The 24,105-nt window shown below is 64.7% G+C and carries 23 protein-coding genes; 14 read left to right on the forward strand and 9 right to left on the reverse strand.

The annotated features are described in order from the left end of the window. Window positions 1-74 precede the first annotated feature (74 nt). On the forward strand, window positions 75-2,378 hold the full coding sequence (locus tag V6M89_RS00005; RefSeq protein WP_332851223.1) for a UvrD-helicase domain-containing protein: 2,304 nt from the start codon (window positions 75-77) through the stop codon (window positions 2,376-2,378). 9 nt (window positions 2,379-2,387) lie between these two features. On the opposite strand, the gene V6M89_RS00010 is transcribed toward V6M89_RS00005, so the two are convergent. From V6M89_RS00010 to V6M89_RS00025, 4 genes are all read right to left on the reverse strand, one after another. Then, window positions 2,388-3,485: an acyltransferase family protein gene (locus V6M89_RS00010; RefSeq protein ID WP_332851224.1), complete on the reverse strand. Its 1,098-nt coding sequence runs from the start codon at window positions 3,483-3,485 to the stop codon at window positions 2,388-2,390. A 15-nt stretch (window positions 3,486-3,500) separates the two neighbouring features. Then, window positions 3,501-4,274 (reverse strand): BPSS1780 family membrane protein, encoded by a 774-nt coding sequence (locus V6M89_RS00015; protein ID WP_332851225.1) that lies wholly within the window; start codon window positions 4,272-4,274, stop codon window positions 3,501-3,503. Continuing rightward, on the reverse strand, window positions 4,271-5,230 hold the full coding sequence (locus V6M89_RS00020) for a homoserine kinase (RefSeq protein ID WP_332851226.1): 960 nt from the start codon (window positions 5,228-5,230) through the stop codon (window positions 4,271-4,273). The genes V6M89_RS00015 and V6M89_RS00020 overlap by 4 nt, the downstream gene beginning before the upstream one ends. 82 nt (window positions 5,231-5,312) lie before the next feature. Next, entirely contained in the window at window positions 5,313-5,717 is a 405-nt protein-coding gene (locus V6M89_RS00025; protein WP_332851227.1) for a hypothetical protein, read from the reverse strand. Window positions 5,718-5,961: 244 nt separating this feature from the next. Between V6M89_RS00025 and polA the strand changes: the two genes are divergently transcribed. The 5 genes from polA (at window position 5,962) to V6M89_RS30390 (ending at window position 11,194) form a co-directional block, all read left to right on the forward strand. Further along, window positions 5,962-8,754: a DNA polymerase I gene (gene polA, locus V6M89_RS00030; protein ID WP_332851228.1), complete on the forward strand. Its 2,793-nt coding sequence runs from the start codon at window positions 5,962-5,964 to the stop codon at window positions 8,752-8,754. Window positions 8,755-8,799: 45 nt separating this feature from the next. Continuing rightward, the gene (locus V6M89_RS00035; protein ID WP_332851229.1) at window positions 8,800-9,684 is read left to right on the forward strand and encodes a dienelactone hydrolase family protein; all 885 of its coding nucleotides are present in this window, start codon (window positions 8,800-8,802) and stop codon (window positions 9,682-9,684) included. Window positions 9,685-9,869: 185 nt separating this feature from the next. Then, window positions 9,870-10,571, forward strand: coding sequence for a ZIP family metal transporter (locus V6M89_RS00040; RefSeq protein WP_332851230.1), 702 nt, complete (start codon window positions 9,870-9,872; stop codon window positions 10,569-10,571). 61 nt (window positions 10,572-10,632) lie between these two features. Next, a complete protein-coding gene (locus V6M89_RS00045; protein ID WP_332851231.1) occupies window positions 10,633-10,914 on the forward strand; it encodes a hypothetical protein in 282 nt (93 codons plus the stop codon). After that, complete coding sequence (locus V6M89_RS30390; protein WP_442881938.1) at window positions 10,886-11,194, forward strand: type II toxin-antitoxin system RelE/ParE family toxin; 309 nt, start codon at window positions 10,886-10,888, stop codon at window positions 11,192-11,194. Before V6M89_RS00045 ends, V6M89_RS30390 begins: the two co-directional genes overlap by 29 nt. Here the strand turns inward: V6M89_RS30390 and V6M89_RS00050 are convergent. The 3 genes from V6M89_RS00050 to V6M89_RS00060 form a co-directional block, all read right to left on the reverse strand. Then, window positions 11,191-12,042: a sulfurtransferase gene (locus V6M89_RS00050; RefSeq protein ID WP_332851232.1), complete on the reverse strand. Its 852-nt coding sequence runs from the start codon at window positions 12,040-12,042 to the stop codon at window positions 11,191-11,193. The genes V6M89_RS30390 and V6M89_RS00050 overlap by 4 nt on opposite strands. A gap of 82 nt (window positions 12,043-12,124) precedes the next feature. Then, window positions 12,125-13,048 carry a DMT family transporter gene (locus V6M89_RS00055; RefSeq protein ID WP_332851233.1) on the reverse strand — a complete coding sequence of 308 codons (924 nt, stop codon included), beginning with the start codon at window positions 13,046-13,048 and terminating at the stop codon, window positions 12,125-12,127. Window positions 13,049-13,055: 7 nt separating this feature from the next. Further along, window positions 13,056-14,156, reverse strand: coding sequence for an aromatic ring-hydroxylating oxygenase subunit alpha (locus V6M89_RS00060; RefSeq protein ID WP_332851234.1), 1,101 nt, complete (start codon window positions 14,154-14,156; stop codon window positions 13,056-13,058). A gap of 320 nt (window positions 14,157-14,476) precedes the next feature. Here V6M89_RS00060 and V6M89_RS00065 point away from each other — a divergent pair, with 320 nt between their 5' ends. The 4 genes from V6M89_RS00065 (at window position 14,477) to V6M89_RS00080 (ending at window position 18,398) form a co-directional block, all read left to right on the forward strand. Next, complete coding sequence (locus V6M89_RS00065; protein WP_332851235.1) at window positions 14,477-14,734, forward strand: exodeoxyribonuclease VII small subunit; 258 nt, start codon at window positions 14,477-14,479, stop codon at window positions 14,732-14,734. Continuing rightward, window positions 14,731-15,621: a polyprenyl synthetase family protein gene (locus tag V6M89_RS00070; RefSeq protein WP_332851236.1), complete on the forward strand. Its 891-nt coding sequence runs from the start codon at window positions 14,731-14,733 to the stop codon at window positions 15,619-15,621. The genes V6M89_RS00065 and V6M89_RS00070 overlap by 4 nt, the downstream gene beginning before the upstream one ends. After that, on the forward strand, window positions 15,622-17,493 hold the full coding sequence (dxs, locus tag V6M89_RS00075; RefSeq protein ID WP_332851237.1) for a 1-deoxy-D-xylulose-5-phosphate synthase: 1,872 nt from the start codon (window positions 15,622-15,624) through the stop codon (window positions 17,491-17,493). It abuts the gene before it with no gap. A gap of 152 nt (window positions 17,494-17,645) precedes the next feature. Continuing rightward, window positions 17,646-18,398, forward strand: a complete 753-nt coding sequence (locus V6M89_RS00080; protein ID WP_332851238.1) for a M48 family metalloprotease — start codon at window positions 17,646-17,648, stop codon at window positions 18,396-18,398. 5 nt (window positions 18,399-18,403) lie between these two features. Here the strand turns inward: V6M89_RS00080 and V6M89_RS00085 are convergent, their stop codons facing one another. Both V6M89_RS00085 and V6M89_RS00090 read right to left on the reverse strand, forming a co-directional pair. Beyond that, window positions 18,404-18,958 carry a cob(I)yrinic acid a,c-diamide adenosyltransferase gene (locus V6M89_RS00085; protein ID WP_020704961.1) on the reverse strand — a complete coding sequence of 185 codons (555 nt, stop codon included), beginning with the start codon at window positions 18,956-18,958 and terminating at the stop codon, window positions 18,404-18,406. A gap of 42 nt (window positions 18,959-19,000) precedes the next feature. Further along, entirely contained in the window at window positions 19,001-19,345 is a 345-nt protein-coding gene (locus V6M89_RS00090) for a winged helix-turn-helix transcriptional regulator (protein WP_332851239.1), read from the reverse strand. Window positions 19,346-19,462: 117 nt separating this feature from the next. Here V6M89_RS00090 and V6M89_RS00095 point away from each other — a divergent pair, with 117 nt between their 5' ends. From V6M89_RS00095 to glcF, 4 genes are all read left to right on the forward strand, one after another. Continuing rightward, window positions 19,463-20,212 carry an MBL fold metallo-hydrolase gene (locus tag V6M89_RS00095; protein ID WP_332851240.1) on the forward strand — a complete coding sequence of 250 codons (750 nt, stop codon included), beginning with the start codon at window positions 19,463-19,465 and terminating at the stop codon, window positions 20,210-20,212. A gap of 72 nt (window positions 20,213-20,284) precedes the next feature. Further along, on the forward strand, window positions 20,285-21,784 hold the full coding sequence (locus V6M89_RS00100) for an FAD-linked oxidase C-terminal domain-containing protein (RefSeq protein WP_332851241.1): 1,500 nt from the start codon (window positions 20,285-20,287) through the stop codon (window positions 21,782-21,784). A gap of 10 nt (window positions 21,785-21,794) precedes the next feature. Next, the gene (gene glcE, locus V6M89_RS00105; RefSeq protein WP_332851242.1) at window positions 21,795-22,868 is read left to right on the forward strand and encodes a glycolate oxidase subunit GlcE; all 1,074 of its coding nucleotides are present in this window, start codon (window positions 21,795-21,797) and stop codon (window positions 22,866-22,868) included. 16 nt (window positions 22,869-22,884) lie between these two features. After that, window positions 22,885-24,102, forward strand: coding sequence for a glycolate oxidase subunit GlcF (gene glcF, locus V6M89_RS00110; RefSeq protein WP_332851243.1), 1,218 nt, complete (start codon window positions 22,885-22,887; stop codon window positions 24,100-24,102). Window positions 24,103-24,105: the final 3 nt, after the last annotated feature.

Genomic DNA, 24,105 nt, shown 5'->3' on the forward strand with positions numbered 1-24,105 from the left:
GTCCGGCTGCGGCAGCCGGACTCATGAATAAATGGGGGACCTGACCCCGGAGGGAGTGCCGGTATAATCACGGGATGCACAATCTTCTTCATAATCTCAACGACGAACAACTCGCCGCCGTGACCCTGCCGGCACAAAGCGCCCTGATCCTGGCGGGCGCCGGCTCCGGCAAAACCCGCGTACTGACGACCCGCATCGCCTGGCTGATTCAAACCGGCCAGGTGTCGCCGTCCGGCCTGCTGGCGGTGACCTTCACCAACAAGGCCGCCAAGGAAATGATGACGCGTTTGTCGGCGATGTTGCCGATCAATACGCGCGGCATGTGGATCGGCACTTTCCACGGCCTGTGCAACCGCCTGCTGCGCACCCATCACCGCGACGCCGCGCTGCCGCAGACCTTCCAGATCCTCGATAGCCAGGATCAGCTGTCGGCCATCAAGCGCCTGATCAAGGCCAACAACGTCGACGATGAGAAGTTCCCGCCGAAAGAGGTGATGTACTTCATCAACGGCGCCAAGGACCAGGGCCTGCGCGCCAACAAGATCGAACCCTACAACGCCGACGAGCGCAAGAAGTGCGAGCTTTACCAACTCTACGACGACCAGTGCCAGCGCGAAGGCGTGGTCGATTTCGCCGAGCTGCTGCTGCGCACCTACGAGCTGCTCAGCCGCAACCAGCCGCTGCGCGAGCATTACCAGCAGCGCTTCAAGCACATCCTGGTCGACGAGTTCCAGGATACCAATGACTTGCAATACAAGTGGCTCAAGCTGCTGGCCGGCCACGGCGAGCGCGACGGCGGCAGCGCCTTGTTCGCGGTCGGCGACGACGACCAGAGCATCTACGCCTTCCGCGGCGCCAACGTCGGCAATATGAGCGCCTTCGAGCGCGAGTTCAAGGTGCAGAACCTGATCAAGCTGGAGCAGAACTACCGCTCGCACGGCCACATCCTGGACGCCGCCAACGTGCTGATCGCCAACAACAGCAAGCGCCTGGGCAAGAACCTGCGCACCGACGCCGGCCACGGCGAACCGGTGCGCGTGTACGAGGCCAGCTCCGACCTGGCCGAGGCGCAGTGGATCATCGAGGAAACCAAGAACCTGATCGCCGACGGCGCCGCCCGCAGCGAGATCGCGGTGCTGTACCGCTCCAACGCGCAGTCGCGCGTGATCGAGCATGCGCTGTTCTCGGCCGGCATTCCCTACCACGTGTACGGCGGCCTGCGCTACTTCCAGCGCGCCGAGGTCAAGCACGCGATCGCCTACCTGCAGCTGATGGACAATCCGCACAACGATTCGGCCTTCCTGCGGGTGGTCAACTTCCCGACCCGCGGCATCGGCCTGCGCTCGATCGAAGCCTTGCAGGCGGCCGCCGACCAGCACCGCATTTCGCTGTACGCGGCGGTGCCGTACGTGGCCGGCAAGGCCGGCTCGTCGCTGGGTGGCTTCGTCAAGCTGGTCGAGGGCGCGCGCTTTGAAACGCAGCAGATGGCCTTGCCGGAACTGGTGCGCGTGGTGCTGGAGGCGTCCGGCCTGCTGGCCCACTACCAGACCGAAAAAGAAGGCGCCGACCGCATCGAGAACCTGGAGCAGATGGTCAGCGCGGCCACCCAGTTCGTGTCCGAAGAAGGTTTCGGCCAGGGCGCGCCGGCGCATCTGGGCCCGCAGGCGCAAGCCCAGGCGGGCGTGCCCATCGTCAACGAAGACGGCTTCGAGATCCTCGACGCCGACGCCGCGCTGCCGACCGTGATGTCGCCGCTGTCGGCCTTCCTGTCGCACGCGTCGCTGGAGGCGGGCGACAACCAGGCCACCGCCGGCCAGCAAGCGGTGCAGATGATGACGGTGCACTCGGCCAAGGGGCTGGAGTTCAACAACGTCTTCATCACCGGATTGGAAGAGGGCTTGTTCCCGCACGAGAGCAGTTCGCGCGAGCACGACGGCGTGGAAGAGGAGCGCCGCCTGATGTACGTGGCGATCACGCGCGCGCGCCAGCGCCTGTACATGTGCTTTGCGCAGACCCGCATGCTGCACGGCCAGACCCGCTACAACATGAAGTCGCGCTTCTTCGACGAGCTGCCGGAGGAATCATTGAAGTGGCTGTCGCCCAAGGTGCAGTCCCACTGGTCCGGCAACAAGAAATCGGCCTGGGACCAGGCGCCGCTGGTCGGTTCGGACAACGCCATCGCGCAGAAGATCGCGCAGAAAGCGCCGGGCTCCGGCTGGCGCATCGGCGAGTCTGTCGCGCACGGCAAGTTCGGCGAAGGGGTGATCGTCAACATCGAGGGCAGCGGCAACAACGCCCGCGCGCAGATCAACTTCGGCAGCCACGGCATGAAGGTGCTCGACCTGAGCATCGCCAAGCTGGACCGCCTGGGCCGCTAGTTTGTCGTCTTACGCTGTGGCGCCGGCGATCGCTCGCCGCCGCTTCAGCGCGGCGCGCACATAGGCCAGCGCCGGCGCTTCCACGCAATGCCAGCTGAACACCGACAAGGGCAGCACGATCGCCAAGGTGGCCGCCAGCATGGTCCAGATGCCTGACGGCGGCAGCACGTTTTTCAGCATGATCATCACCGGCCAGTGATAGATGTAGATGGCGTAGGAGTAATCGTGGCGCTGCAAATGGCGCCAGCGCAGCACCTGCGAACTGCCCACCCACAGCGCCAGCGTGATGCAGACCAGGTTGACGCCGAACACGGTCAAGGCCTGGTGTTCCAGGTCCAGCCAGCGGGTCGAATTCAAGGCCAGCAGCACGCAGGCGACGATGAAGGGGCGCGGGCCGAAGCGCACGTCGGCGGCCAGCGTTTGCAGCAGCATGCCGCTCAGGAACAGCGTCCACAGCCGTGCTTCCCACACATAGCCGGCCAGCACGGTCGGGAACTGGAACGCCGCCACCGCCAGGATCAGCGACATCGCCATCATCCAGCGCCGCATCGGCAGGATCGCCGCGCAGCCGATCAGCGCCACCATCACATACATGCGGCCTTCCCAGTACACCGTCCACAGCGAGCCGTTCAGCGGCGCGCCGCCCAGCACCTTGGGCAGCGCCAGTTCGGCCGGCGGGATGATGTAGACCAGCCAGTGCAGCATGGCGCCGTTGAAGATGTAGCGCCACGGCGCCGGGTCGGCCAGGCCGGCGATGCCTTCGGCCGAGAAGAAGATCACGGCGACGATGGTGGTCAGCGCCAGGCAGACGAACAGGCCCGGCACCAGGCGGGTGACGCGGCGCGCGATGAAGCGCGGCAGGTCGGGGTCGCGCATCCAGCTTTGCGTGATGAACAGGCCGCTCAGCACGAAGAACACGTCGACCGCCAGCGCGCCGATGTCGGCGGTCGGCGGCAGCAGCGCGCTGAACAGGTCCGGTCCCGGCGCCACGGTGCGGTGCACGCCGGCGTGGTACAGCACCACCAGCAAGGCCGCCACGAGTCGCACCAGGTTGAAACTATTGTCGTTCGATTCAATGGCGGCGGCCAGCGTGCGGGGTGAGGTCATAAGAAAGTGGCAGCGTTATGGAGCGGGCGGCGCGACCGGCGGCGCGCTGGCCTCCGGCGTGCCGAAGATCTGGCGGTAGCAGGCGTACAGCGTGCAGTGCATCAGCACGACCATGATCAGGAACAGGGTGAAGATGGCCGTCACCTTCAGCTGTGCCGAGTCGAACAGCAGCATCGGGATCATGCTGCCGACCTGGAACATCAGGAACAGCACCACGGCCGCCGTCAGGAAGGCCTTGAGCTCGCGGCACACCGCCACCACGCTGAAGAACAGCGCCTTGGCCAGGGGCATGTTCTGCCAGTAGATCAGCGGCGCGGCCAGGCAGGTCAGCATCCAGCCCAGCATGTAGATGCCGGACGAAACGAACAGGGCGCTGCGCGAATTTTCCAGCAAGTCCTGGTCCATCGGGATCTGGCGCGCGGCCATTTTGATCAGCACGCCGTCGTCCATCCAGCTCAGCACCGCCAGCGCGAGCAGCATCACCAGCAGGTGCAGCAGGCCCAGGCCCAGCAAGGGTTTGCGCACCGGCTTGCGGAAGCCGCTGAACACCAGGTTCGGCAGGGCGCGCTTGTCGTGGTCGACGTCGGCGCAGGCTTGCAGCATGGCGATGCTGAACATCGGCGCCAGCAAGGTCGGCGCCACCGAGCCGAGGAAGGGCACCACCAGCGAGAGCAGCGACATGAACATGCAGCAGAAGAACAGCGCCATCAGCGCGCCAGGCTGCTTGCGGAACAGCTGCATGGCCTGTTTGACCCAGTGCCAACCGGCCTTGGCGGGGAGCTTGTTCATCCGCGCAATCCCGGCGCCGGCGTGGCGATGCGCTCGCGCAGGATGCGTTCGAAGTGGGTCGGGTCGTGCGGCGTCAGCATCTCCGCTTCGCGCGGCAGGTGGAAGTCGTACAGGCGCGACAGCCAGAAACGCAGCGCCGCCGCGCGCAGCATCGGCTGCCAGGCGGTCTGCTCGGCGTCGGTGAACGGCCGCACCGCGTGGTAGGCGTCCAGCATGGCGCGCACGCGGGCGGTGTCGAGCACGCCGGTGTCGAGATCGATGCACCAGTCGTTGACGGTGACGGCGACGTCGAACAGCCAGGTGTCGCAGCCGGCGAAGTAAAAGTCGAAGAAGCCGGTCAGGCGCTCGCCGTCAAACATGACGTTGTTGCGGAACAGGTCGGCGTGCACCGGGCCGCGTTGCAGCTGGCGGTAGGTGTCGCAGCCGGCAAACGCGTCCTGGAAATGCATCTCGGCGCGCAGCAGGTGGGCGCAGCTGTCGTCGAGGAAGGGCAGCACCTGCGGCGTGGTCTCGTTCCACCAGTCCAGGCCGCGCAGATTGGGCTGTTCGAGCGGATAGTCGACGGCGGCCAGGTGCATGCGCGCCAGCATGGCGCCGACGGCGGCGCAATGCACCGGCTGCGGGTCCATCTGCGACTTGCCTTCCAGCTTGGTGACGATGGACGCCGGCTTGCCGTGCAGGGCGACGATCAGCTCGCCCTGGTCGTTGGCGACCGGCGCCGGCACCAGCACGCCGCGATCGGCCAGGTGGTGCATCAGCTTGAGATAAAACGGCAACTGCTCGAAGGACAGGTTCTCGAAGATGGTCAGGACGTATTCGCCCGCTTCCGTCGTCAGGAAAAAGTTGCTGTTCTCGATGCCGCTGGCGATGCCTTTGAGCGCCAAGGGCTGGCCAAGGGGAAATTGCTTGATCCACTGGGTAAGGTCGTCCAGGCTGACCGGGGTAAACACTGCCATGAGAAAACTTGATGAGGTTCGGTGAGCGGCGCAGCCGTCGGGACGGGCGCCGGGGGACGCCCGCGCAGGGCGGGCGCGCGCGTTATTTCACGGCAGGTGGCGCGGCGGTGTCCGTCGAGCCGTCTTCTTCCGTGGTTTTCTTCTTTTTCTTGCCGATGTCGAATTCCATCACCGTCCATTGCGGGCCGCGGTTGGCGCCCCCCATGGCATCGCCGGGTAAGGCGGTGCCGGCCGGGCGGTTCGGCTTCAGCGTGTAGGTGCTGGGGCCGCTTTTGACGGTCGCTTCCACCACTTGACCGCTGTTGTCGCGTTTTTCGGTGATCTTGCGTTCCGGCGCAGGCTTGGCGGTCACGGTGATCGGATCTTCGGCCACTTCCTCTATCTTTTCCAATTTTGGCGGCGCCTGGCTCGGAGTCGACTGGGCAAACGCCGTGTGGGCGACTAGCGTCAGGAGGAGGGCAGGCACAAGAATAGAGGTGCGCGTCATGATGGATCGCCTTAGGGTGAAAAAACGGGTGTGAAAAACCGTCAAATTTTTATGTATGATCCATTGTAACAAACAGACACGCTTCGCTGTTTTTAAAAGCCGATTTCCCCACGGCGTAGCTGGGGTATTGTTATTTTGAAAAGACTGTGGCGGGTGGCGGAAGCGCCGCCAAAACCTGCGATAATGCGCCATTCGTGGCCTTGCCGCCATTGTTGCGCGGCCCCCTCACCCATATCTAGTTTCTATGCAAAATACCCTGCTGTTAGTTGACGGTTCCAGTTACCTCTATCGCGCCTTCCACGCGCTGCCCGACCTGCGCAGCCCGGACGGCCATCCGACCGGCGCCATGCACGGCATGGTCAATATGTTGCGCCGCCTGCGCGCCGACTACCCGGCCGCCTACATCGCCTGCGTGTTCGATGCCAAGGGCAAGACTTTCCGCGACGACATGTATCCCGAGTACAAGGCCACGCGCGCCTCGATGCCGGACGACCTGCGCCTGCAGATCGAGCCCATCCACGAGGCGGTCAAGGCCATGGGCTGGCCCATCCTGATGGTCGAGGGCGTGGAGGCGGACGACGTGATCGGCACGCTGTCGCTGCAGGCGGCGCAGGCCGGCATGAACGTGGTGGTGTCCACCGGCGACAAGGACCTGGCGCAGCTGGTCAATCCGCAGGTCATGCTGATCAACACCATGACCAACGAGAAAATGGACGAAGCCGGCGTGCTGGCCAAGTTCGGCGTGCCGCCGAACCGCATCATCGACTACCTGACCCTGATCGGCGATACCGTCGACAACGTGCCGGGCGTGTCCAAGTGCGGCCCGAAGACCGCGCTCAAGTGGCTGACCGCCTACGACTCGCTGGACGGCGTGATGGCCAACGCCGCCCAGATCGGCGGCGCGGTGGGCGAGAACCTGCGCAGCGCGCTGGAATGGCTGCCCAAGGGCCGCGAACTGATCACCGTCAAGCTGGACTGCGACCTGTCGGCCCACATGGCGACGATCGCCGAATCGCTGGTGGCGCGCGGCGAAGACCAGGAAACGCTGCTGGCCTTCTTCAGCAAATATGGCTTCAAGACGCTGCTGCGCGAGCTGGGCGGGAGCACGCCGTCGGCGCCGGTCGGCGCGGCCGGCAAGGCCGCCGCCGCCGCTGCCACTGCCGCCGCCGCACCGGCGGCCGGCGGCGCCGTGTCCGTCAACATGGACATGTTCGGCGAAGCGCCCAAGCTCAACACCAACTACGAAACCGTGCTGACCGATGAACAGCTGGACAAGTGGATCGCGCTGATCGACGCCGCCAAGCTGACCGCGGTCGATACCGAAACCACGTCGCTGGAGCCGATGACGGCGCAGATGGTCGGCATTTCGCTGTCGGTGGAGCCGGGCGTGGCCTGCTACATCCCGGTCGCGCACGCATATCCCGGCGTGCCGCAGCAGCTGTCGCGCGAGCACGTGCTGGCCAGGCTGAAGCCGTGGCTGGAAGACGCCGGCAAGCTCAAGGTCGGCCAGAACCTGAAGTACGACAGCCACATCTTCGCCAACCACGGCGTCAAGTTGCAAGGCATCCAGCACGACACGCTGCTGGAATCGTATGTGTTCGAATCGCACCGCACGCACGACATGGACAGCCTGGCGCTGCGTCACCTGAACCACACCACCATCCCGTTCGTGGACGTGTGCGGCAAGGGCGCCAGCATGATCACCTTCGACAAGGTGGAGATCGCCCGCGCCACCGAATACGCGGCGGAAGACGCCGACATCACGCTGCGCCTGCACCTGGCCATGATCGGCGAGGTGGAAAACGACGCCAAGCTGAACTTCATCTACCGCAACATCGAACTGCCGACCGCCGTGGTGTTGCAGAAGATCGAACGCAACGGCGTGCACATCGACGCCGAGCTGCTCAACATCCAGTCGGCCGAGCTGGGCGCGCGCATCGTCGAGCTGGAAGCGAAGGCGCATGAGCTGGCCGAGCAGCCGTTCAACCTCGGCTCGCCGAAGCAGATCGGCGAGATCTTCTTCGAGAAGCTGAAGCTGCCGGTGGTGAAGAAGACCCCGAGCGGCGCGCCGTCGACCGACGAGGAAGTGCTGCAAAAGCTGGCCGAGGACTATCCGCTGCCGAAAGTGCTGCTGGAATACCGCAGCCTGTCGAAGCTGAAGTCGACCTACACCGACAAGCTGCCGAAGGGGATCAACCAGGACACCGGCCGCGTGCACACCAACTACGCGCAGGCGGTGGCGGTGACGGGCCGGCTCGCCTCCAACGATCCCAACCTGCAGAACATCCCGATCCGCACCAAGGAAGGCCGCCGCATCCGCGAAGCCTTCATCGCACCGCCGGGCAGCCATATCGTCTCGGCCGACTATTCGCAGATCGAGTTGCGCATCATGGCCCACATCTCGGAAGACGAGAACATGCTGCGCGCGTTTGCCGAGGGCGTGGACATTCACCGCGCCACCGCCGCCGAGATCTTCGGCGTGGCGCCGGAAGAGGTCAGCAGCGAGCAGCGCCGCTACGCCAAGGTCATCAACTTCGGCCTGATCTACGGCATGAGCGCGTTCGGCCTGGCCGGCAACCTGGGCATCGAGCGTGGCGCGGCGCAAAGCTATATCGACCGCTACTTCGCGCGCTTCTCGGGTGTCAAGCAGTACATGGACGACACCCGCTTGCAGGCCAAGGCGCGCGGCTACGTCGAGACCGTGTTCGGCCGCCGCCTGTGGCTGCCGGAGATCAATTCGCCGAACGGCCCGCGCCGCCAGGGCGCCGAACGCGCGGCGATCAACGCGCCGATGCAGGGCACGGCGGCCGACCTGATCAAGCTGGCCATGGTGGCGGTGCAGGACTGGCTGGAAAAGGATAAGCTGCAGACCAAGATGATCATGCAGGTGCATGATGAACTGGTGCTGGAAGTGCCGGACGCCGAACTGGCGCTGGTCAAGGAAATGCTGCCGAAGCTGATGGCCGGCGTGGCGGAGCTGAAGGTTCCGCTGACCGCCGAAGTCGGTGTCGGTAAGAATTGGGAGGAAGCTCACTGAGCTTCCGCTCATTGAGCCTCGGCACGTTAATCATGGAGGAATCGCATGGATGATTTGAGGCAGGATGCAGAGAGTTTGTTGACCAAAACCAGTCTGTCGGACGGCGTCGACCGCCGCGACTTCCTGAAAGTGGCGCTGGGCACCGGCTTCGCCGCCGCAGCTATGCCTGTGGTGGCGCAGAACGTCATCACGACCGACACCGCCGGCCTGACCGCCGGCACCATCACCCTGACGGTGGCCGGCGTGCAGGTGCCGGTCTACCGCGCCCAGCCGGAAGGCAAGACCAACCTGCCGGTGATACTGGTGGTGTCGGAAATCTTCGGCGTGCACGAGCACATCGCCGACGTCGCCCGCCGTTTCGCCAAGCTGGGCTACCTGGCGCTGGCGCCGGACCTGTTCGTGCGCCAGGGCGATCCGCAAAAAGCCGCCTCGATCGCCGAGCTGCAGCGCGACATCATCGCCAAGACGCCGGACGCGCAAGTGATGGCCGACCTCGACGCCACCGTCGCCTGGGCCAAGGCCAACGGCGGCAACGGCGACAAGATCGGCATCACCGGCTTCTGCTGGGGCGGCCGCATCACATGGATGTACGCCGCGCACAATCCGAGCATCAAGGCCGGCGTGGCCTGGTACGGCCGCCTGATGGGTGACAGCACTCCGGTGACTCCCAGGCACCCAGTTGATATCGCTGGATCTCTGACGGTGCCGGTGCTGGGCCTGTACGGCCTGAAGGACACCGGCATCACCCAGGAAGCGATCGCGGCGATGAAGGCGGCGCTGGCCAAGGGGCCGAACAAGGCGACCTTCGTCGTCTATCCGAACTCCGGCCACGCCTTCCATGCCGACTACCGCGCCAGCTACGTCGAGGCCGACGCCAAGGACGGTTGGGCCCGTTTACAGGCATGGTTCAAGCAAAACGGCGTGATTTAAGCCCTGTTTTGCCGGGTTTTTAGCCAAAGATGAGCATAAAACCGGGCCGGGCGGTAAAATGACGCCCCCGGCCTGCGCGCAGCGGCGCGGTCCCTGCTACAAGAGGCTATAACATCGATCCCGTACTCATCTCCATCCTACTGGCCACCACGGTTGCCGGCGTCGTCAGCATCTCGGCTGCCGCGGTGTTCTCGTTTACGCTGCTGTCGAAGGTGGTGGAGCGCATGGTCAGCCTGTCGGTGGGCATCATGCTGTCGACCTCCCTGCTGCACGCCTTGCCGGAAGCATTTGAATCGGGCGCCAGCGCGCGCAGCCTGTTCGCGACCCTGCTGGGCGGGCTGCTGGCCTTCTTCCTGCTGGAGAAGACGGCCATCCTGCGCCATTCGCACCACCACGAGGGCGACGGCCACCACCACCATCACGGCCACGACAAGCGCGAGGCGGGCAAGGCCGGCTGGATGATCCTGGTAGGCGACGGCATGCACAACTTCACCGACGGCATCCTGATCGCGGCGGCCTTCCTGGCCAATCCCGAGCTGGGCCTGGTGACCGGGCTGGCCATCATCGCGCACGAGATTCCGCAGGAGATCGGCGACTTCATCGTACTGCTCAACGCCGGCTTCTCGCGCACGCGGGCCTACGTCTACAATTTGCTGTGCAGCCTGCTGGCGATCGCCGGCGGCCTGCTCGGTTATTACACGCTGGAGCGCGCCAGCAGCATGATTCCGTATGTGTTGGTGTTCGCCTCGTCGGGCTTCATCTACATCGCCGTCAGCGACCTGATGCCCCAGATGCAGCGCCGCGCCACCGTGCGCGAAACCATCCCGCAAGTGCTGCTGATCGCGCTCGGCGTCATCATCGTGCTGTTCCTGACCCACGGCCACTGAGCCTTGTGACCGCTCAATCCGGCACGCTTGCACCAGGCGGCGCCGGGAGTATCATGGTGGGATGAACTCCAGACAAAAAAAACAGGCTGTAGCGTTGGCGGCATTGTCCGCTGCTGACCGCGCTCGTTTGGAACGCTTGGCTGCCTTGGCTCAGGTGACGCCGGAACATCTCTGGCCCGATGTTTGGCTCTACGGCTTTGAAGACGTCGAGGAGGGTATTCAGGCAGACTTACTGGCAGACGAAGAAATTGCTGCGGGCACGACTATTTCGAACGAAGAAGTAATGGCTCATATACGAGGCATATTGGATAGTCATGCAAAGCGGAAACGGCGCACCGGCTAAGTTGGAGGTGCGTTGGTTATCAGCCGCGCTGTCATCGTTGGATAAATCACTTGAGCACATCGCGGCGCAAGACGTAAACGCCAGGGATCTTGTATCTCAGCGCTTGCTGACTGCCTTGGATGTCATCGCCTTTCAACCGAATATAGGTACGCGAACACGCCGGCGGAATACGCGCCGGTTTCCTATCCCCAAGACGGGCCATGCGATTGAATATCGCGTGGAGGGCGATGCTATTACCGTTACACGGTGGGTTCGACAGGCCCGTGTGCGAAGGCTTTAATCGCCAGTCGCCACCGGCCGAGCCGGGTCGGCGCACCATTCGCTCCAGGAGCCGGGGTAGAGTGCGGCGCCAGAGAGGCCGGCCACTTCCAGTGCCAGCAGATTGTGGCAGGCCGTCACGCCGGAGCCGCATTGCATGATCGCCTGTGGCGCGCTGGCGAACAGCGGCGCGAATTCTTCCTTCAATTGCGCGGCGTCCTTGAATCGGCCGTCGGCGTTCAGGTTGTCCTTGAAGAAGCGGTTCTTCGCGCCGGGAATATGGCCGCCGACCGGATCGATGGTCTCGTTCTCGCCGCGATAACGGTCGGCTGCGCGGGCATCGACCACGGTGCGTGCCTGCGCGGCCAGGTTGGCCACCACATCCTCCACCGACACCGTCGTCGCCAGCGACGACTGCTCGTGGATCGTGCCGCGCGCGCGCGGCGCTTCCGGCGTCACCATCGGCAAGCCTTGCGATTGCCATGCGGCCAGGCCGCCGTCCAGCACCGCCACCGCCGGATGGCCCACCCAGCGCAGCAGCCACCACAAGCGCGCCGCGAACATGCCGCCGTGCGCGTCATACGCCACCACTTGCGTGTCGTCGTTGATGCCCCAGCCGCGCAAGGTCTCGATCAGCGCCGCGCGATCCGGCAGCGGATGGCGGCCGCGGAACTTGCCGTCCACACCCTGCTTGGCGCCCGACAGATCGGTATCGATATTGGCAAACTGCGCGTTCTGGATATGGCCGATGGCAAAGCCGTCGCGGCCCGCGTTGGGATTCATCAGGTCGTGGCGGCAATCGAGTATCACCCAATTGTCGTCGGTCAGGTGCTGGGACAGTTCGGCGGCGCCGATCAGAGTGGTGTGCATATTCCGGGGTTCCTTAGAGGTTGTTTCAACATGCCCGCAGCGAGGAGCTGTTACGAAGCTGTGGGCATGTTGAAACGGCCTCTTAGACTTCGCTGGCTATGGGATCGGTATTGGCTATCGCCTTACCGCGCTCGGTGTTACGCGTATTGTAAAACGTTGTGGCCACACCGGACACCAGTATCACGCCTATGCCCACCCAGCTGTGCCAGCTGAACACGTCGCCGAACACCAGCACGCCCCACACGCTGGAAAACACGATGCCGGTGTATTGCAGATTGGCCACCACCAGCGTCTGCCCCAGGCGATAGGCGCGCGTCATGGCGATCTGCGCGCTGGTGGCGCAGATGCCGATGCCCAGCAACAGCAAACCGCCGTGCATGCTGGTGATCGGATGCCACACCGCGCCCTGGTCGCCGGCAAACACGAAATTGCCGGCGATGCCGGCCAGCAGGTTCATGATCGAGAAGTAGAACACCACGCGGTTCTCGGGCTCGCCCGCCAGCCCCAGCTTGCGCACCTGCATATAGGCCATGGCCGACAGCACGCTGGAGCTGAGCGCGATCAGCGCCGGCGTCAGTTGATTGGCGTGGAAGGCCGGCTGCAACAGCAGCGTGACGCCGACAAAGCTCATGCCGACCGCCGCCAGCAGCGGCCACTTGACCTGGTTCTTGGCATGCCACCAGCCCAGCGCGAACAGCCACACGGCGATCCAGATCGGCGCCATGTAGTTGAGGGTCATGGCGGTGGCCAGCGGCAGCTTGGCGATGGCGTAGAACCACAGCCACAGCGACACCACGCCGACCAGCCCGCGCCACAAGTGGGCGCCCGGCATGGTGGTGGTGAATTTACCGCCTTGAAGTTTGATGATGGTGAACAGCACGGTCACGCCGACCACGCCACGGTACATCACGATTTCGGATGTGGAGAACTGCTCCGAGGCCAGCTTCACGCACACCCCCATGGCGGCGAACATGAAACTGGCAAACAACATCCAAAGTGACTGCATCGGTTTCCTATAAATCGATATTGGCCCGGTACCACTCGTGGAAGTGCTGCATGCCGTCTTCCATCGGCGACTGGTAAGGACCGGCGTCGCTGGTGCCGCGTTGCATCAGCACTTTGCGGCCGGCATCCATGCGCAGGGCGATCTCGTCGTCCTCGACGCAGGTTTCAAAGTAGGCCGCGCGTTCCGCTTCGATGAACTCGCGCTCGAACAGCACGATCTCCTCGGGGTAGTAGAACTCGACCACGTTCCTGGTGCGCTGCGGGCCATCCGGCCACAGCGTCGAAACGATCAGCACATGCGGATACCACTCGACCATGATGTTCGGATACAGCGTCAGCCAGATGGCGCCGTACGGCGGCGGTTCGCCGCCACGGAACTTGAGCACCTGCTCCTGCCAGCGCTTGTAGATCTCGGAGCCGGACTTCTGCAAGCCCTTGTTGACGCCGACCGTCTGCACGCTGTAGTCGCGGCCGAATTCCCAGCGCAGGTCGTCGCAGCTGACGAAGCCACCCAGGCCCGGATGGAAGGGCTCGACGTGATAGTCTTCCAGATAGACTTCAATGAAAGTCTTCCAGTTGTAGTTGCAGGTCTGGACTTCGACGTGGTCGAACATATAGCCGGAGAAATCCAGGTCCTTGGTGACCGACAGATCCTTGAGCTTTTCCATGACGTTGTAGCCGTTCTGCTCGAACAGCAGGCCGTTCCAGCTTTGCAACTGGGTCTTCGGCAGGTTCAGGCACGGCGTCTCGGGGAAGTGCGGCGCGCCGATCAGCTCCCCCTTGAGGTCGTAGGTCCAGCGGTGCAGCGGGCAGACGATGTTGTTGGCGTTGCCGCGGCCGTTGAACATCAGCGCCTGGCGATGGCGGCAGACGTTGGACAGCAGCTCCAGCCCGTTTGCGTTGCGCACCAGCATACGCCCTTCGTTTTCGGAAACGAGGGTCGCGAAGTCGCCGGCATTCGGCACCATCAGCTCGTGCCCGATGTAGCGCGGGCCGGCCTGAAATAATTGCTGCATTTCCCGCTGCAGTAGCGCTTCGTCAAAGTAGACGTCAACCGGAAGTTGCGCGTGTGGACGCGCCAGCTTGGCGTGGGTACCCAGATCGGACATCCCAACCCCCCTTAATATGTGCACCAAAGAGAGACAGAATCCGTAAAGACCTGAATTCAAAGTTGTTGAAAATGGTATTTCGGACAGAACCGGAGATTATACCGCGTTTCTCCCCGTTCCAGCGGACTGCCGTGCTTGTATTTATATGCGTATCATTGTAATAAACGCATGCTTATGCGGGATATGAGGACGATTGCGATAAAATCCATAGTTTACGCCCTCGGCTTGGCCGCTATAGTTCCACCGGATAAGGTGGTTTGTTCTAAAATAACGGGCTACACTGCGCTGGCACGTGTTTTTGCCTTGAAACCTGAGTGACTATGTCTAAGAAATTAACTGCCGACGCGACCACCGCCGCCCCCGTCTCGTTTGAAGAAGCGATGGCGGAACTGGCCCAGCTGGTTGCACAAATGGAGGCAGGCCAACTGCCGCTGGAAGCCTCGGTGGCCGCCTATGCGCGCGGCTCGGAGCTGGTGAAGTTCTGCGCCGCCCAGCTGGAAAAAGTGGAGTCCCAGGTCAAGGTGCTGGAAGGCGACATGCTCAAGCCTTTCGCGGAAGCCGGCGAGGCCGAACAATGAACGGCGCCTTCGACGATTGGATGAAGACCGTGCAGGCGGCATCGGAAAACGATTTATCCGGTTTCCTTCCTGCTGCCACCGTGGTGCCGACCAAGCTGCACGCGGCGATGCGCTATGCGCTGCTGGGCGGCGGCAAGCGCGTGCGTCCGCTGCTGGTGTACGCGGCCGGCGCGCTGTTCGGCGCCGACGCGGCCATCCTGAGCCGCGCGGCGGCGGCGGTGGAAATGATCCACGCCTATTCGCTGGTGCACGACGACATGCCGTGCATGGACGACGATGAACTGCGCCGCGGCAAGCCGACGGTGCACGTGGCCTACGACGAAGCGACCGCGCTGCTGGTCGGCGACGCGCTGCAATCGCAGGCCTTCCTGGTGCTGTCCGAAGCGGACAGGATCCCTGCGGCGCGCCAGGTGGCGATGCTGCGCCTGCTGGCGCACGCCTCCGGCTCGGCCGGCATGTGCGGCGGCCAGGCAATCGATCTCGACAGCGTGGGCCTGAGCCTGACGCTGGAACAGCTGGAGCAGATGCACCAGCTCAAAACCGGCGCGCTGCTGCGCGCCGCGGTGGTACTGGGCGCGCTGGCCGGCAAGGATCTCGATCCGGCCGAACTGACCGCGCTGAACGACTATGCACGCGCCATCGGCCTGGCCTTCCAGGTGGTGGACGACGTACTCGACGCCACGGCCGATTCGGCCACGCTGGGCAAGACCGCCGGCAAGGACGCCGCCGACAACAAACCGACCTATGTCTCGATCCTGGGTCTGGAACCGTCGCGCGCACTGGCGCAAAAATTGCGGCTCGACGCGCACGCAGCGCTCGCGCCGTTTGGAGAAAAAGCTCTGCGGTTACGCGAACTCGCGGATTTGATCGTGCAGCGGAAGGCATAAATGAAATTGCTCGAAAACATAGACTCTCCGGCGGATGTGCGCAAACTGGCGCGCACCCAGCTGACGCCGCTTGCGCATGAACTGCGCAGCTACCTGCTGGATTCGGTCTCGAAGACCGGCGGCCACCTGTCGTCCAACCTGGGCACGGTCGAACTGACCGTGGCGCTGCACTACGTGTTCAACACGCCGCACGACCGCATCGTGTGGGACGTGGGCCACCAGACCTATTCGCACAAGATCCTCACCGGCCGCCGCGAGCGCATGCACACGCTGCGCCAGCTGAACGGCATCTCCGGCTTCCCGAAACGCGACGAAAGCGAGTACGACACCTTCGGCACCGCGCACTCGTCGACCTCGATCTCGGCGGCGCTGGGCATGGCGCAGGCGGCCAAGATCAAGGGCGAGCACCGCCACGCGATCGCCGTGATCGGCGACGGCTCGATGACGGCCGGCATGGCCTTCGAAGCGCTGAACAACGCCGGCGTGCAGGAAGACTTGAACCTGCTGGTGATCCTGAACGACAACGACATGTCGATCTCGCCGCCGGTGGGCGCGCTGAACCGCTACCTGGCGCGCTTGATGTCGGGCCAGTTCTACGCCGCCGCCAAGAACGTCGGCAAGTCCGTGCTGCCCGGCCCCGTGCTGGAGCTGGCCAAGCGCCTGGAAGAGCACGCCAAGGGCATGGTGGTTCCGGCCACGATGTTCGAGGAGTTCGGCTTCAACTACATCGGCCCGATCGACGGCCACGACCTCGAATCGCTGGTGCCGACGCTGCAGAACATCAAGCAGCTCAAGGGCCCGCAGTTCCTGCACGTGGTGACCAAGAAGGGCCAGGGCTACAAGCTGGCCGAGGCGGAGCCGGTGCTGTACCACGGCACGCCGAAATTCAATCCGGCCGAAGGCATCAAGCCGGCCGCCGCACCGGGCAAGATCAGCTACACCGACGTGTTCGGCAACTGGCTGTGCGACATGGCGGCCGCCGACAAGAAGCTGGTCGCGATCACGCCGGCCATGCGCGAAGGTTCGGGCATGGTGCGCTTCGAGCAGGAATACCCTGACCGCTACTTCGACGTCGGCATCGCCGAGCAGCACGCCGTGACCTTCGGCGCCGGCCTGGCCTGCGAAGGCCTGAAGCCGGTGGTGGCGATCTACTCCACCTTCCTGCAACGCGGCTACGACCAGTTGATCCACGACGTCGCGCTGCAAAACCTGGACGTGACGTTCGCGCTGGACCGCGCGGGCCTGGTGGGCGCCGACGGCGCCACCCATGCCGGCAACTACGACATGGCGTATCTGCGCTGCATTCCGAACATGGTGGTCATGGCCGCCTCGGACGAGAACGAATGCCGCCAGATGCTGACCACCGGCTACCAGTACAAGGGTCCGGCGGCGATCCGCTATCCACGCGGCGCCGGCAACGGCGCGGCGATCAAGCCGGAGCTGACCGCGCTGGAAATCGGCAAGGGCGAAATCAAGCGCAAGGGCCAGAAGATAGCCATTTTGGCCTTCGGTTCGATGGTGGCGCCTGCGATGGCCGCCGGCGAAACGCTGGACGCCACGGTCGCCAACATGCGCTTCATCAAACCGCTGGACGTGGAACTGGTGAAGCAGCTGGCCGCCGAACATGATTACCTGGTGACGGTGGAAGAGGGTTCCATCATGGGTGGCGCCGGTTCCGCCGTGGCCGAAGCGATGGCCGCCGAAGGCATCGTCAAGCCATTGCAGATGCTGGGCCTGCCGGACAAGTTCATCGACCACGGCGACCCGGCCAAGCTGCTGGCCAGCGTGGGCCTGGACGCCGCCGGCATCACCGCCTCGATCAAGCAACGCCACGCCGCCGCCGAGCCGCGCCTGGTGGTCAATAACGGCTAAACCCAGCCCGGGGTCAGGTCCCCCATTTGTGCATCGGTTCGGCTGAATAACCGGACTGATGCACAAATGGGGGACCTGACCCCGGGTTTTTCTTGCCTATCGTGAAGGCGTATCCTATATTGGTATAAACAGTTTATTCGGTTTATATCGCCATGAATGCCGCCGCTTCCCTGTTTGCCGGTTTGCTGTTCGCTTGCGGGACGGCGGGCGCGCAGGTGCCGGAATCGGGCAGGGCTCAGGAAATGGGTTTCAGCGCCGAGGAAGTGGCCAGTTCGGTGGAAGACCGCTACATCGATCGCGTGGTCGGATTGGCTGCAGCCGGGCACCTGGACGACGACCGTATCTTGCTGGCACGGCTGCAAACCATAGGCGCCGGCCTGATACGCGCCGCCGTGGCGCTGAAGCCGGAAGTGGCCGGGTGGGAGTGGGAGTTCCATACCACCAGCGACGCCGAAGTCGACGCCATCTGCATGGCTGGCGGCAAAATCCTGGTGGGCAGCGCCTTCGTGCGCCAGCTGGCATTGAGCGACGGTGAACTGGCAACCCTGCTGGGCCATGAAGTCGCCCACGCGGTGGCCGAGCATCATCGCGAAACCTTGTCGGAAGCGCTATTCCTGAACCGCTATCCGGCGGTGCCGCTGGAGGTGGTGATGGAGCGGCTGGAGAGCGACCTCTCGGTGCAGATCCGCCTGTCCAAACTATCGAACATGCAGGAATCGGAGGCGGACCAATTGGGCATGGTGCTGGCGCACCGCGCCGGCTGGCCGGCGGCCGACATGGTCAGTTTCTACCGCAAGCTGTCGACCGGCGACCAGGCGGCGCTGGTGGCCGGCGCCTATCCGGCCAGCGCCTCGCGCCTCAGCATGGCCAAGGGCATGGCGCTGTTGTTCCAGGCCGACCGTTAAGCTGCTTAGCCGCGCTTGCGCTCGTGCTGCCACAGCACGTCGCTGCCGCCGCCGAAACGATTCAACACCCGCGACAGCACAAACATCAAGTCCGACAAGCGGTTCACGTACTGGCGCGGATGCTCGTGGATGGTCTCGGTCTTGCCCAGCGTGACGATGGCGCGTTCGGCGCGGCGGCATACGGTGCGGCACACGTGCGCCTGCGAGGCCGCGCGCGAGCCGGCCGGCAAAATGAATTCCGTCAGCGCCGGCAGGGTGGCGTTGTACTTGGCCAGCAGCGTGTCCAGGCGCTCGACGTGCGCCTCGGTGATCATCTGGTAGCCGGGGATGCACAACTCGCCGCCAAGGTCGAACAGGTCGTGCTGGATGGTGACCAGCTCTTCGCGCAGGTCGGCCGGCATGTCTTCGCACAGCAGCAGGCCGATGTGCGAATTCAGCTCGTCGACTTCGCCGATCGAGTGGATGCGCACGCTGTCCTTGTCGGTGCGGCTGCCGTCGCCCAGGCCGGTGGTGCCGCCGTCGCCGGTGCGGGTGGCGATTTTGGAAAGTCGATTGCCCATGGTGCTCCCTGATGCATGAAAGTGTGAGGATGCGATTGTAGACTACGCGGCGGCCTTGTGCTCCACCAGCTGCTGCCCCCAATCGTACAGCGTTTGCAGCACGGGCCACAGGCTGGCGCCCAGCGCGGTCAGCGAATAGTCGGTGCGCAGCGGTTTTTCGTCATACACCCGGCGCTCGACGATGCCGTCCGCCTCCAGTTCGCGCAGCTGCTGCGTCAGCATTTTCTGGCTGACCGGCGGAATGCTGCGCTGAAGCTCGCCAAAGCGCATGGTGCGCGTGCCCAGCATGTGCAGGATGATCGGCTTCCATTTACCGCCGACGATATTGATCGCCGCCACCAGCGGACAGTCGACCGGGTTTTCGATATGCCACCGTCGTTGCGTCATGGTGCTCCTTTCCAGACTCGTTACAAATCGCCGACAGGCACTAAAAAGTGCGTACTTGTGACGGCCGCGTGTTGGCTTGAGAATGTGATCATAGACTGTTTTCAAGGAGCTGTATCGATGGCCGCACCACGTATCGTCCGCATTTCCATCCTGCCTTTCGGCATGGTCAACTGCCACCTCATCATCGGCGACGGCGGCTGCGTGCTGGTCGATGCCGGGCTGCCCGGCTCGGAGGGCAAGATCGCCCGCGCGCTTAGGCGCCACGGCCTGGCGTTTGCCGATATCCGCCTGATCGTCATCACCCACGCCCACGTCGATCATGCGGGCAGCGCGGCGCGGCTGCGCGAGCTGTCCGGCGCGCCGGTGCTGGCGCATCGCGGCGACCTGCCGTACTACCGCCAGCTGCTGCCGATGACTTTTTGCAGCACCGGCTGGTTCGGCCGCCTGTTTCTCAGGACCGGCCTGATACGCCAGCCCTATGTGCCGTTCACGCCGGATATCCTGATGGGGGACGGACAGATTGTTCCGCTGTCGCAGTACGGTGTGGAAGGCGTGGCGTGCCATACGCCCGGCCATACCGCCGGATCGGTATCGATCGAGCTGGCGGGCGGCGAGGTGCTGGTGGGCGACCTGATCGCGTCGGGCGTGCTGTTGGGAGGCCTGGTGCGCACCGGACATGCGATCCGGCCGCCGTTTGAAGACGATCCGCATGCGACGGCGTCGGCCTTGCAGCGATTGGTCGATGCCGGCATGCGGACCTTCTACATGGGGCATGGCGGCCCTCTGCCTGCCGCCGAAGTGCGCGCGCACGCCGGGAAATTACGTCGCCTGGCTTGCCATCATCCGGGCGATAGTTGTGTAAAGTAGTCAAACATTCCACAGCATCGGGCGTTTGTGCTTACAATCGACATCTGATTCCGCGCTTCCAGGTGTCCACGCATGAACACTGCCATTCCCGAGCCGGCCGTACTGGCCGATATCGCCGCCCGCCGCGCGCAGGTCGCCGCGGCCTTGCTGCATGTGCTGCCGGCGCGCGCCATCCTGTCCGAGCCGGAAGACACCCGCCCCTACGAATGCGACGGCCTGGCCGCCTACCGCCAGTTGCCGATGATCGTCGTGCTGCCGGATAGCGAGGCGCAGATCGTCGCCGTGCTGCAGGTATGCCGCGAGCTGAAGGTGCCGGTCGTGCCGCGCGGCGCCGGCACCGGCCTGTCCGGCGGCGCGATGCCGATCGCCGACGGCGTGGTGCTGTCGACCGCGCGCCTGAACCGCATCGTGCGCATGGACGCCTATTCGCGGACCGCCGTGGTGCAGCCGGGAGTGCGCAACCTGGCGATCTCGGAAGCGGCGGCGCCGCATGGCCTGTACTACGCGCCCGATCCGTCATCGCAGATCGCCTGCACCATCGGCGGCAACGTGGCGGAGAACTCCGGCGGCGTGCACTGCCTCAAATACGGCCTGACCGTGCACAACGTGCTGCGCGTGCGCATGGTGACCATCGATGGCGACGTGGTGGAGCTGGGCAGCGAGGCGCTCGACGCGCCGGGGCTGGACCTGCTGTCGGTGTTCATCGGTTCGGAGGGCATGCTGGGCATCGTCACCGAGGTGACGGTCAAGCTGGTGCCCAAGCCGGCCACCGCGCGCGTGATCATGGCGTCGTTCAACGAGGTGACGGCGGGCTGCAACGCGGTGGCGGCGCTGATCGCGGCCGGCATCATCCCGGCCGGGCTGGAGATGATGGACCAGACCTCGTCGCGCATGGTCGAACCCTTCGTCAAGGCCGGCTACGATACCGAGGCCGCCGCCATCCTCCTGTGCGAGGCCGATGGCACCATCGAGGAAGTGGAAGAGGAAATCGCCCGCATGTCGGCGGTGTTGAACACGGCCGGCGCCAGCGCCATCGCGGTGTCGCAGACGGAGGCGGAGCGCCTGAAGTTCTGGTCCGGCCGCAAGAACGCGTTTCCGGCGGCGGGCCGCATCTCGCCCGACTACTACTGCATGGACGGCACCATCCCGCGCAAGCGCCTGGGCCAGGTGCTGGCAGGGATCGCGCAGATGGAGAGCAAGTACGGCCTGCGCTGCGCCAATGTGTTCCATGCCGGCGACGGCAACCTGCATCCGCTGATCCTGTTCAACGCCAACATCCCCGATGAATTCGAGCGCGCCGAAGCCTTCGGCGCCGAGATCCTGGCGCTGTGCGTGGAAGTTGGCGGCACCATCACCGGCGAGCATGGCGTCGGCATCGAGAAGATCAATTCGATGTGCGCGCAGTTCGCGCCGGCCGAGCTGGATGCCTTCTTCTCGGTCAAGCGCGCCTTTGATACGGCGGGCCTGCTCAATCCCGACAAGGCCATCCCCACGCTGAACCGCTGCGCCGAATTCGGCAAGATGCGCGTCAGTGGCGGCATGCTGCCGTTCTCCCATCTGCCGCGCTTTTAAACGGAGCGACATGACGACCGAATCGTATTCCCACATCGCCGCGCAGTTCAGCGAGCGCATACGTGTCGCCACGGAGGCCGGCACGCCGCTGCGCCTGCGCGGCGGCGGCAGCAAGGACTGGTACGGGCAGCCGCCGCAGGGCGAGGTGCTCGACACCCGAGCCTACGCTGGCATCGTCTCCTACGAGCCGACCGAATTGGTCATCACAGCGCGCTGCGGCACGCCGCTGGCGGAGATCGAAGCGCTGCTGGCGCAGCACCAGCAGATGCTGGCCTTCGAGCCGCCGCGCTACGGCGCCGCATCGACCATCGGCGGCGTGGTGGCCAGCGCCTTGTCCGGCCCGCGCCGCGCCAGTGCCGGTGCGGTGCGCGATTTCGTGCTCGGCGCGGTGCTGATGGACGGCCACGGCGAGGCGCTGCGCTTCGGCGGCCAGGTGATGAAGAACGTGGCGGGTTACGACGTTTCGCGCCTGCTGGCCGGTTCGCTGGGCACGCTGGGCCTGATACTGGAAGTGTCGCTCAAGGTTCTGCCGGTGCCGCTGCGCGAGGCTAGCCTGCGCTTCGAGATGAGCGAGATCGACGCGCTGCGCCACCTGAACGAATGGGCCGGCCAGCCGCTGCCGATATCGGCCAGTTGCTGGCACCAGGGCGTGTTGTCATTGCGGCTGTCCGGCGCCGAGGCGGCGGTGGAGGCGGCGCAGCGCAAGCTGGGCGGCGCGCCGCTGGAAGACGATGCGGCATTCTGGACTTCGCTGCGCGACCAGACGCACGGCTATTTCGACGGCGGCAGTTTGTGGCGCCTGTCTGTGCCGCCTGCGGCCAGCGCCATCATCCTGCGCGGCGAGCAGCTGATCGAGTGGGGCGGGGCGCAGCGCTGGCTCAAAGTGGAAACCACCGATGCCGAACAGGCGGCCGGCATACGCCGCGCCGTGGCGGCCGCCGGCGGCCACGCGACGCTGTTCCGGGGCGCGGACAAGAGCGTCGGCGTGTTCCATCCGCTGGCGCCGGCCGTGGCGAAGATTCATGAGCGCTTGAAACAGTCCTTCGATCCGGCGGGGATCTTCAATCCCGGCCGCATGTATTAGTGCACTAGCGAACCCTATGCAAACCAACCTGGCTGACTTCATCAAGAACACCCGCGAAGGCGAAGAGGCCGACGCCATCCTGCGCGCCTGCGTCCACTGCGGCTTCTGCACCGCCACCTGTCCGACCTACCAGCTGCTGGGCGACGAGCTGGATGGTCCGCGCGGCCGCATCTACCTGATCAAGCAGGTGCTGGAAGGCGCGCCGGTGACGGTCAAGACGCAGACCCACCTGGACCGCTGCCTGACCTGCCGCAACTGCGAGACCACCTGTCCGTCAGGCGTCAAGTACGGCCGCCTGATCGACATCGGCCGCAAGGTGGTGGAGGAGCGCGTGGAACGGCCGTTCATCGAACGAATGAAGCGGCTGGTGCTGAAGGAAGCCTTGCCGCGCAAGGCTGTCTTTACGGCGGCATTGCGCGCGGGGCAGCTATTCCGGCCGCTGCTGTCGCCCGCCATGCAGGACAAGATCCCGGCGCTGCAAAGCGCCGGCGTGTGGCCGTCGCGCCAGCATGCGCGCAAGATGCTGGTGCTGGAAGGCTGCGCGCAGCCGGCGATGGCGCCGAATATCAACTCCGCCACCGCGCGCGTGCTGGATGCGCTGGGCGTGCAGCTGATCGTCGCGCCCAAGGCAGGCTGCTGCGGCGCGGTGCACCATCACCTGAACGACCAGGAGGCGGCGCTGGACGACATGCGCCGCAATGTCGACGCCTGGTGGCCGTACGTGCAGGATGGCGTGGTGGAAGCGATCCTGATGACCGCTTCCGGCTGCGGCGTCACCGTCAAGGAATACGGCCACCTGCTGGCGCACGACAGCGCCTACGCCGCCAAGGCGCAGCGCATCTCGGCGCTGACGCGCGACCTGAGCGAAGTGATGCCGGAATTCGAGGAAGAACTGAAGCACCGCGCCAGCATCAGGGAGCGCGTGGCCTACCACCCGCCATGTACACTGCAGCACGGCCAGCAGATACGCGGCAAGGTGGAAGGCGTGCTGCGCGCGGTCGGCGTCGACGTCGTGCTTTGCGCGGACAGCCATCTGTGCTGTGGCTCGGCGGGCACCTACTCGCTGCTGCAATCGGAACTGTCGCTGCAGCTGCGCGACCGCAAGCTGGCCAACCTGGCCGATACCGGCGCCACCACCATCGTCTCGGCCAACGTCGGCTGCACCGCGCACCTGCAATCGGGCACGGACACGCCGGTCAGGCACTGGATAGAGCTAATAGACCGGGCGCTGTAGCGT

Source organism: Duganella sp. S19_KUP01_CR8 (assembly GCF_036688705.1).
Taxonomy (GTDB): domain Bacteria; phylum Pseudomonadota; class Gammaproteobacteria; order Burkholderiales; family Burkholderiaceae_D; genus Rugamonas.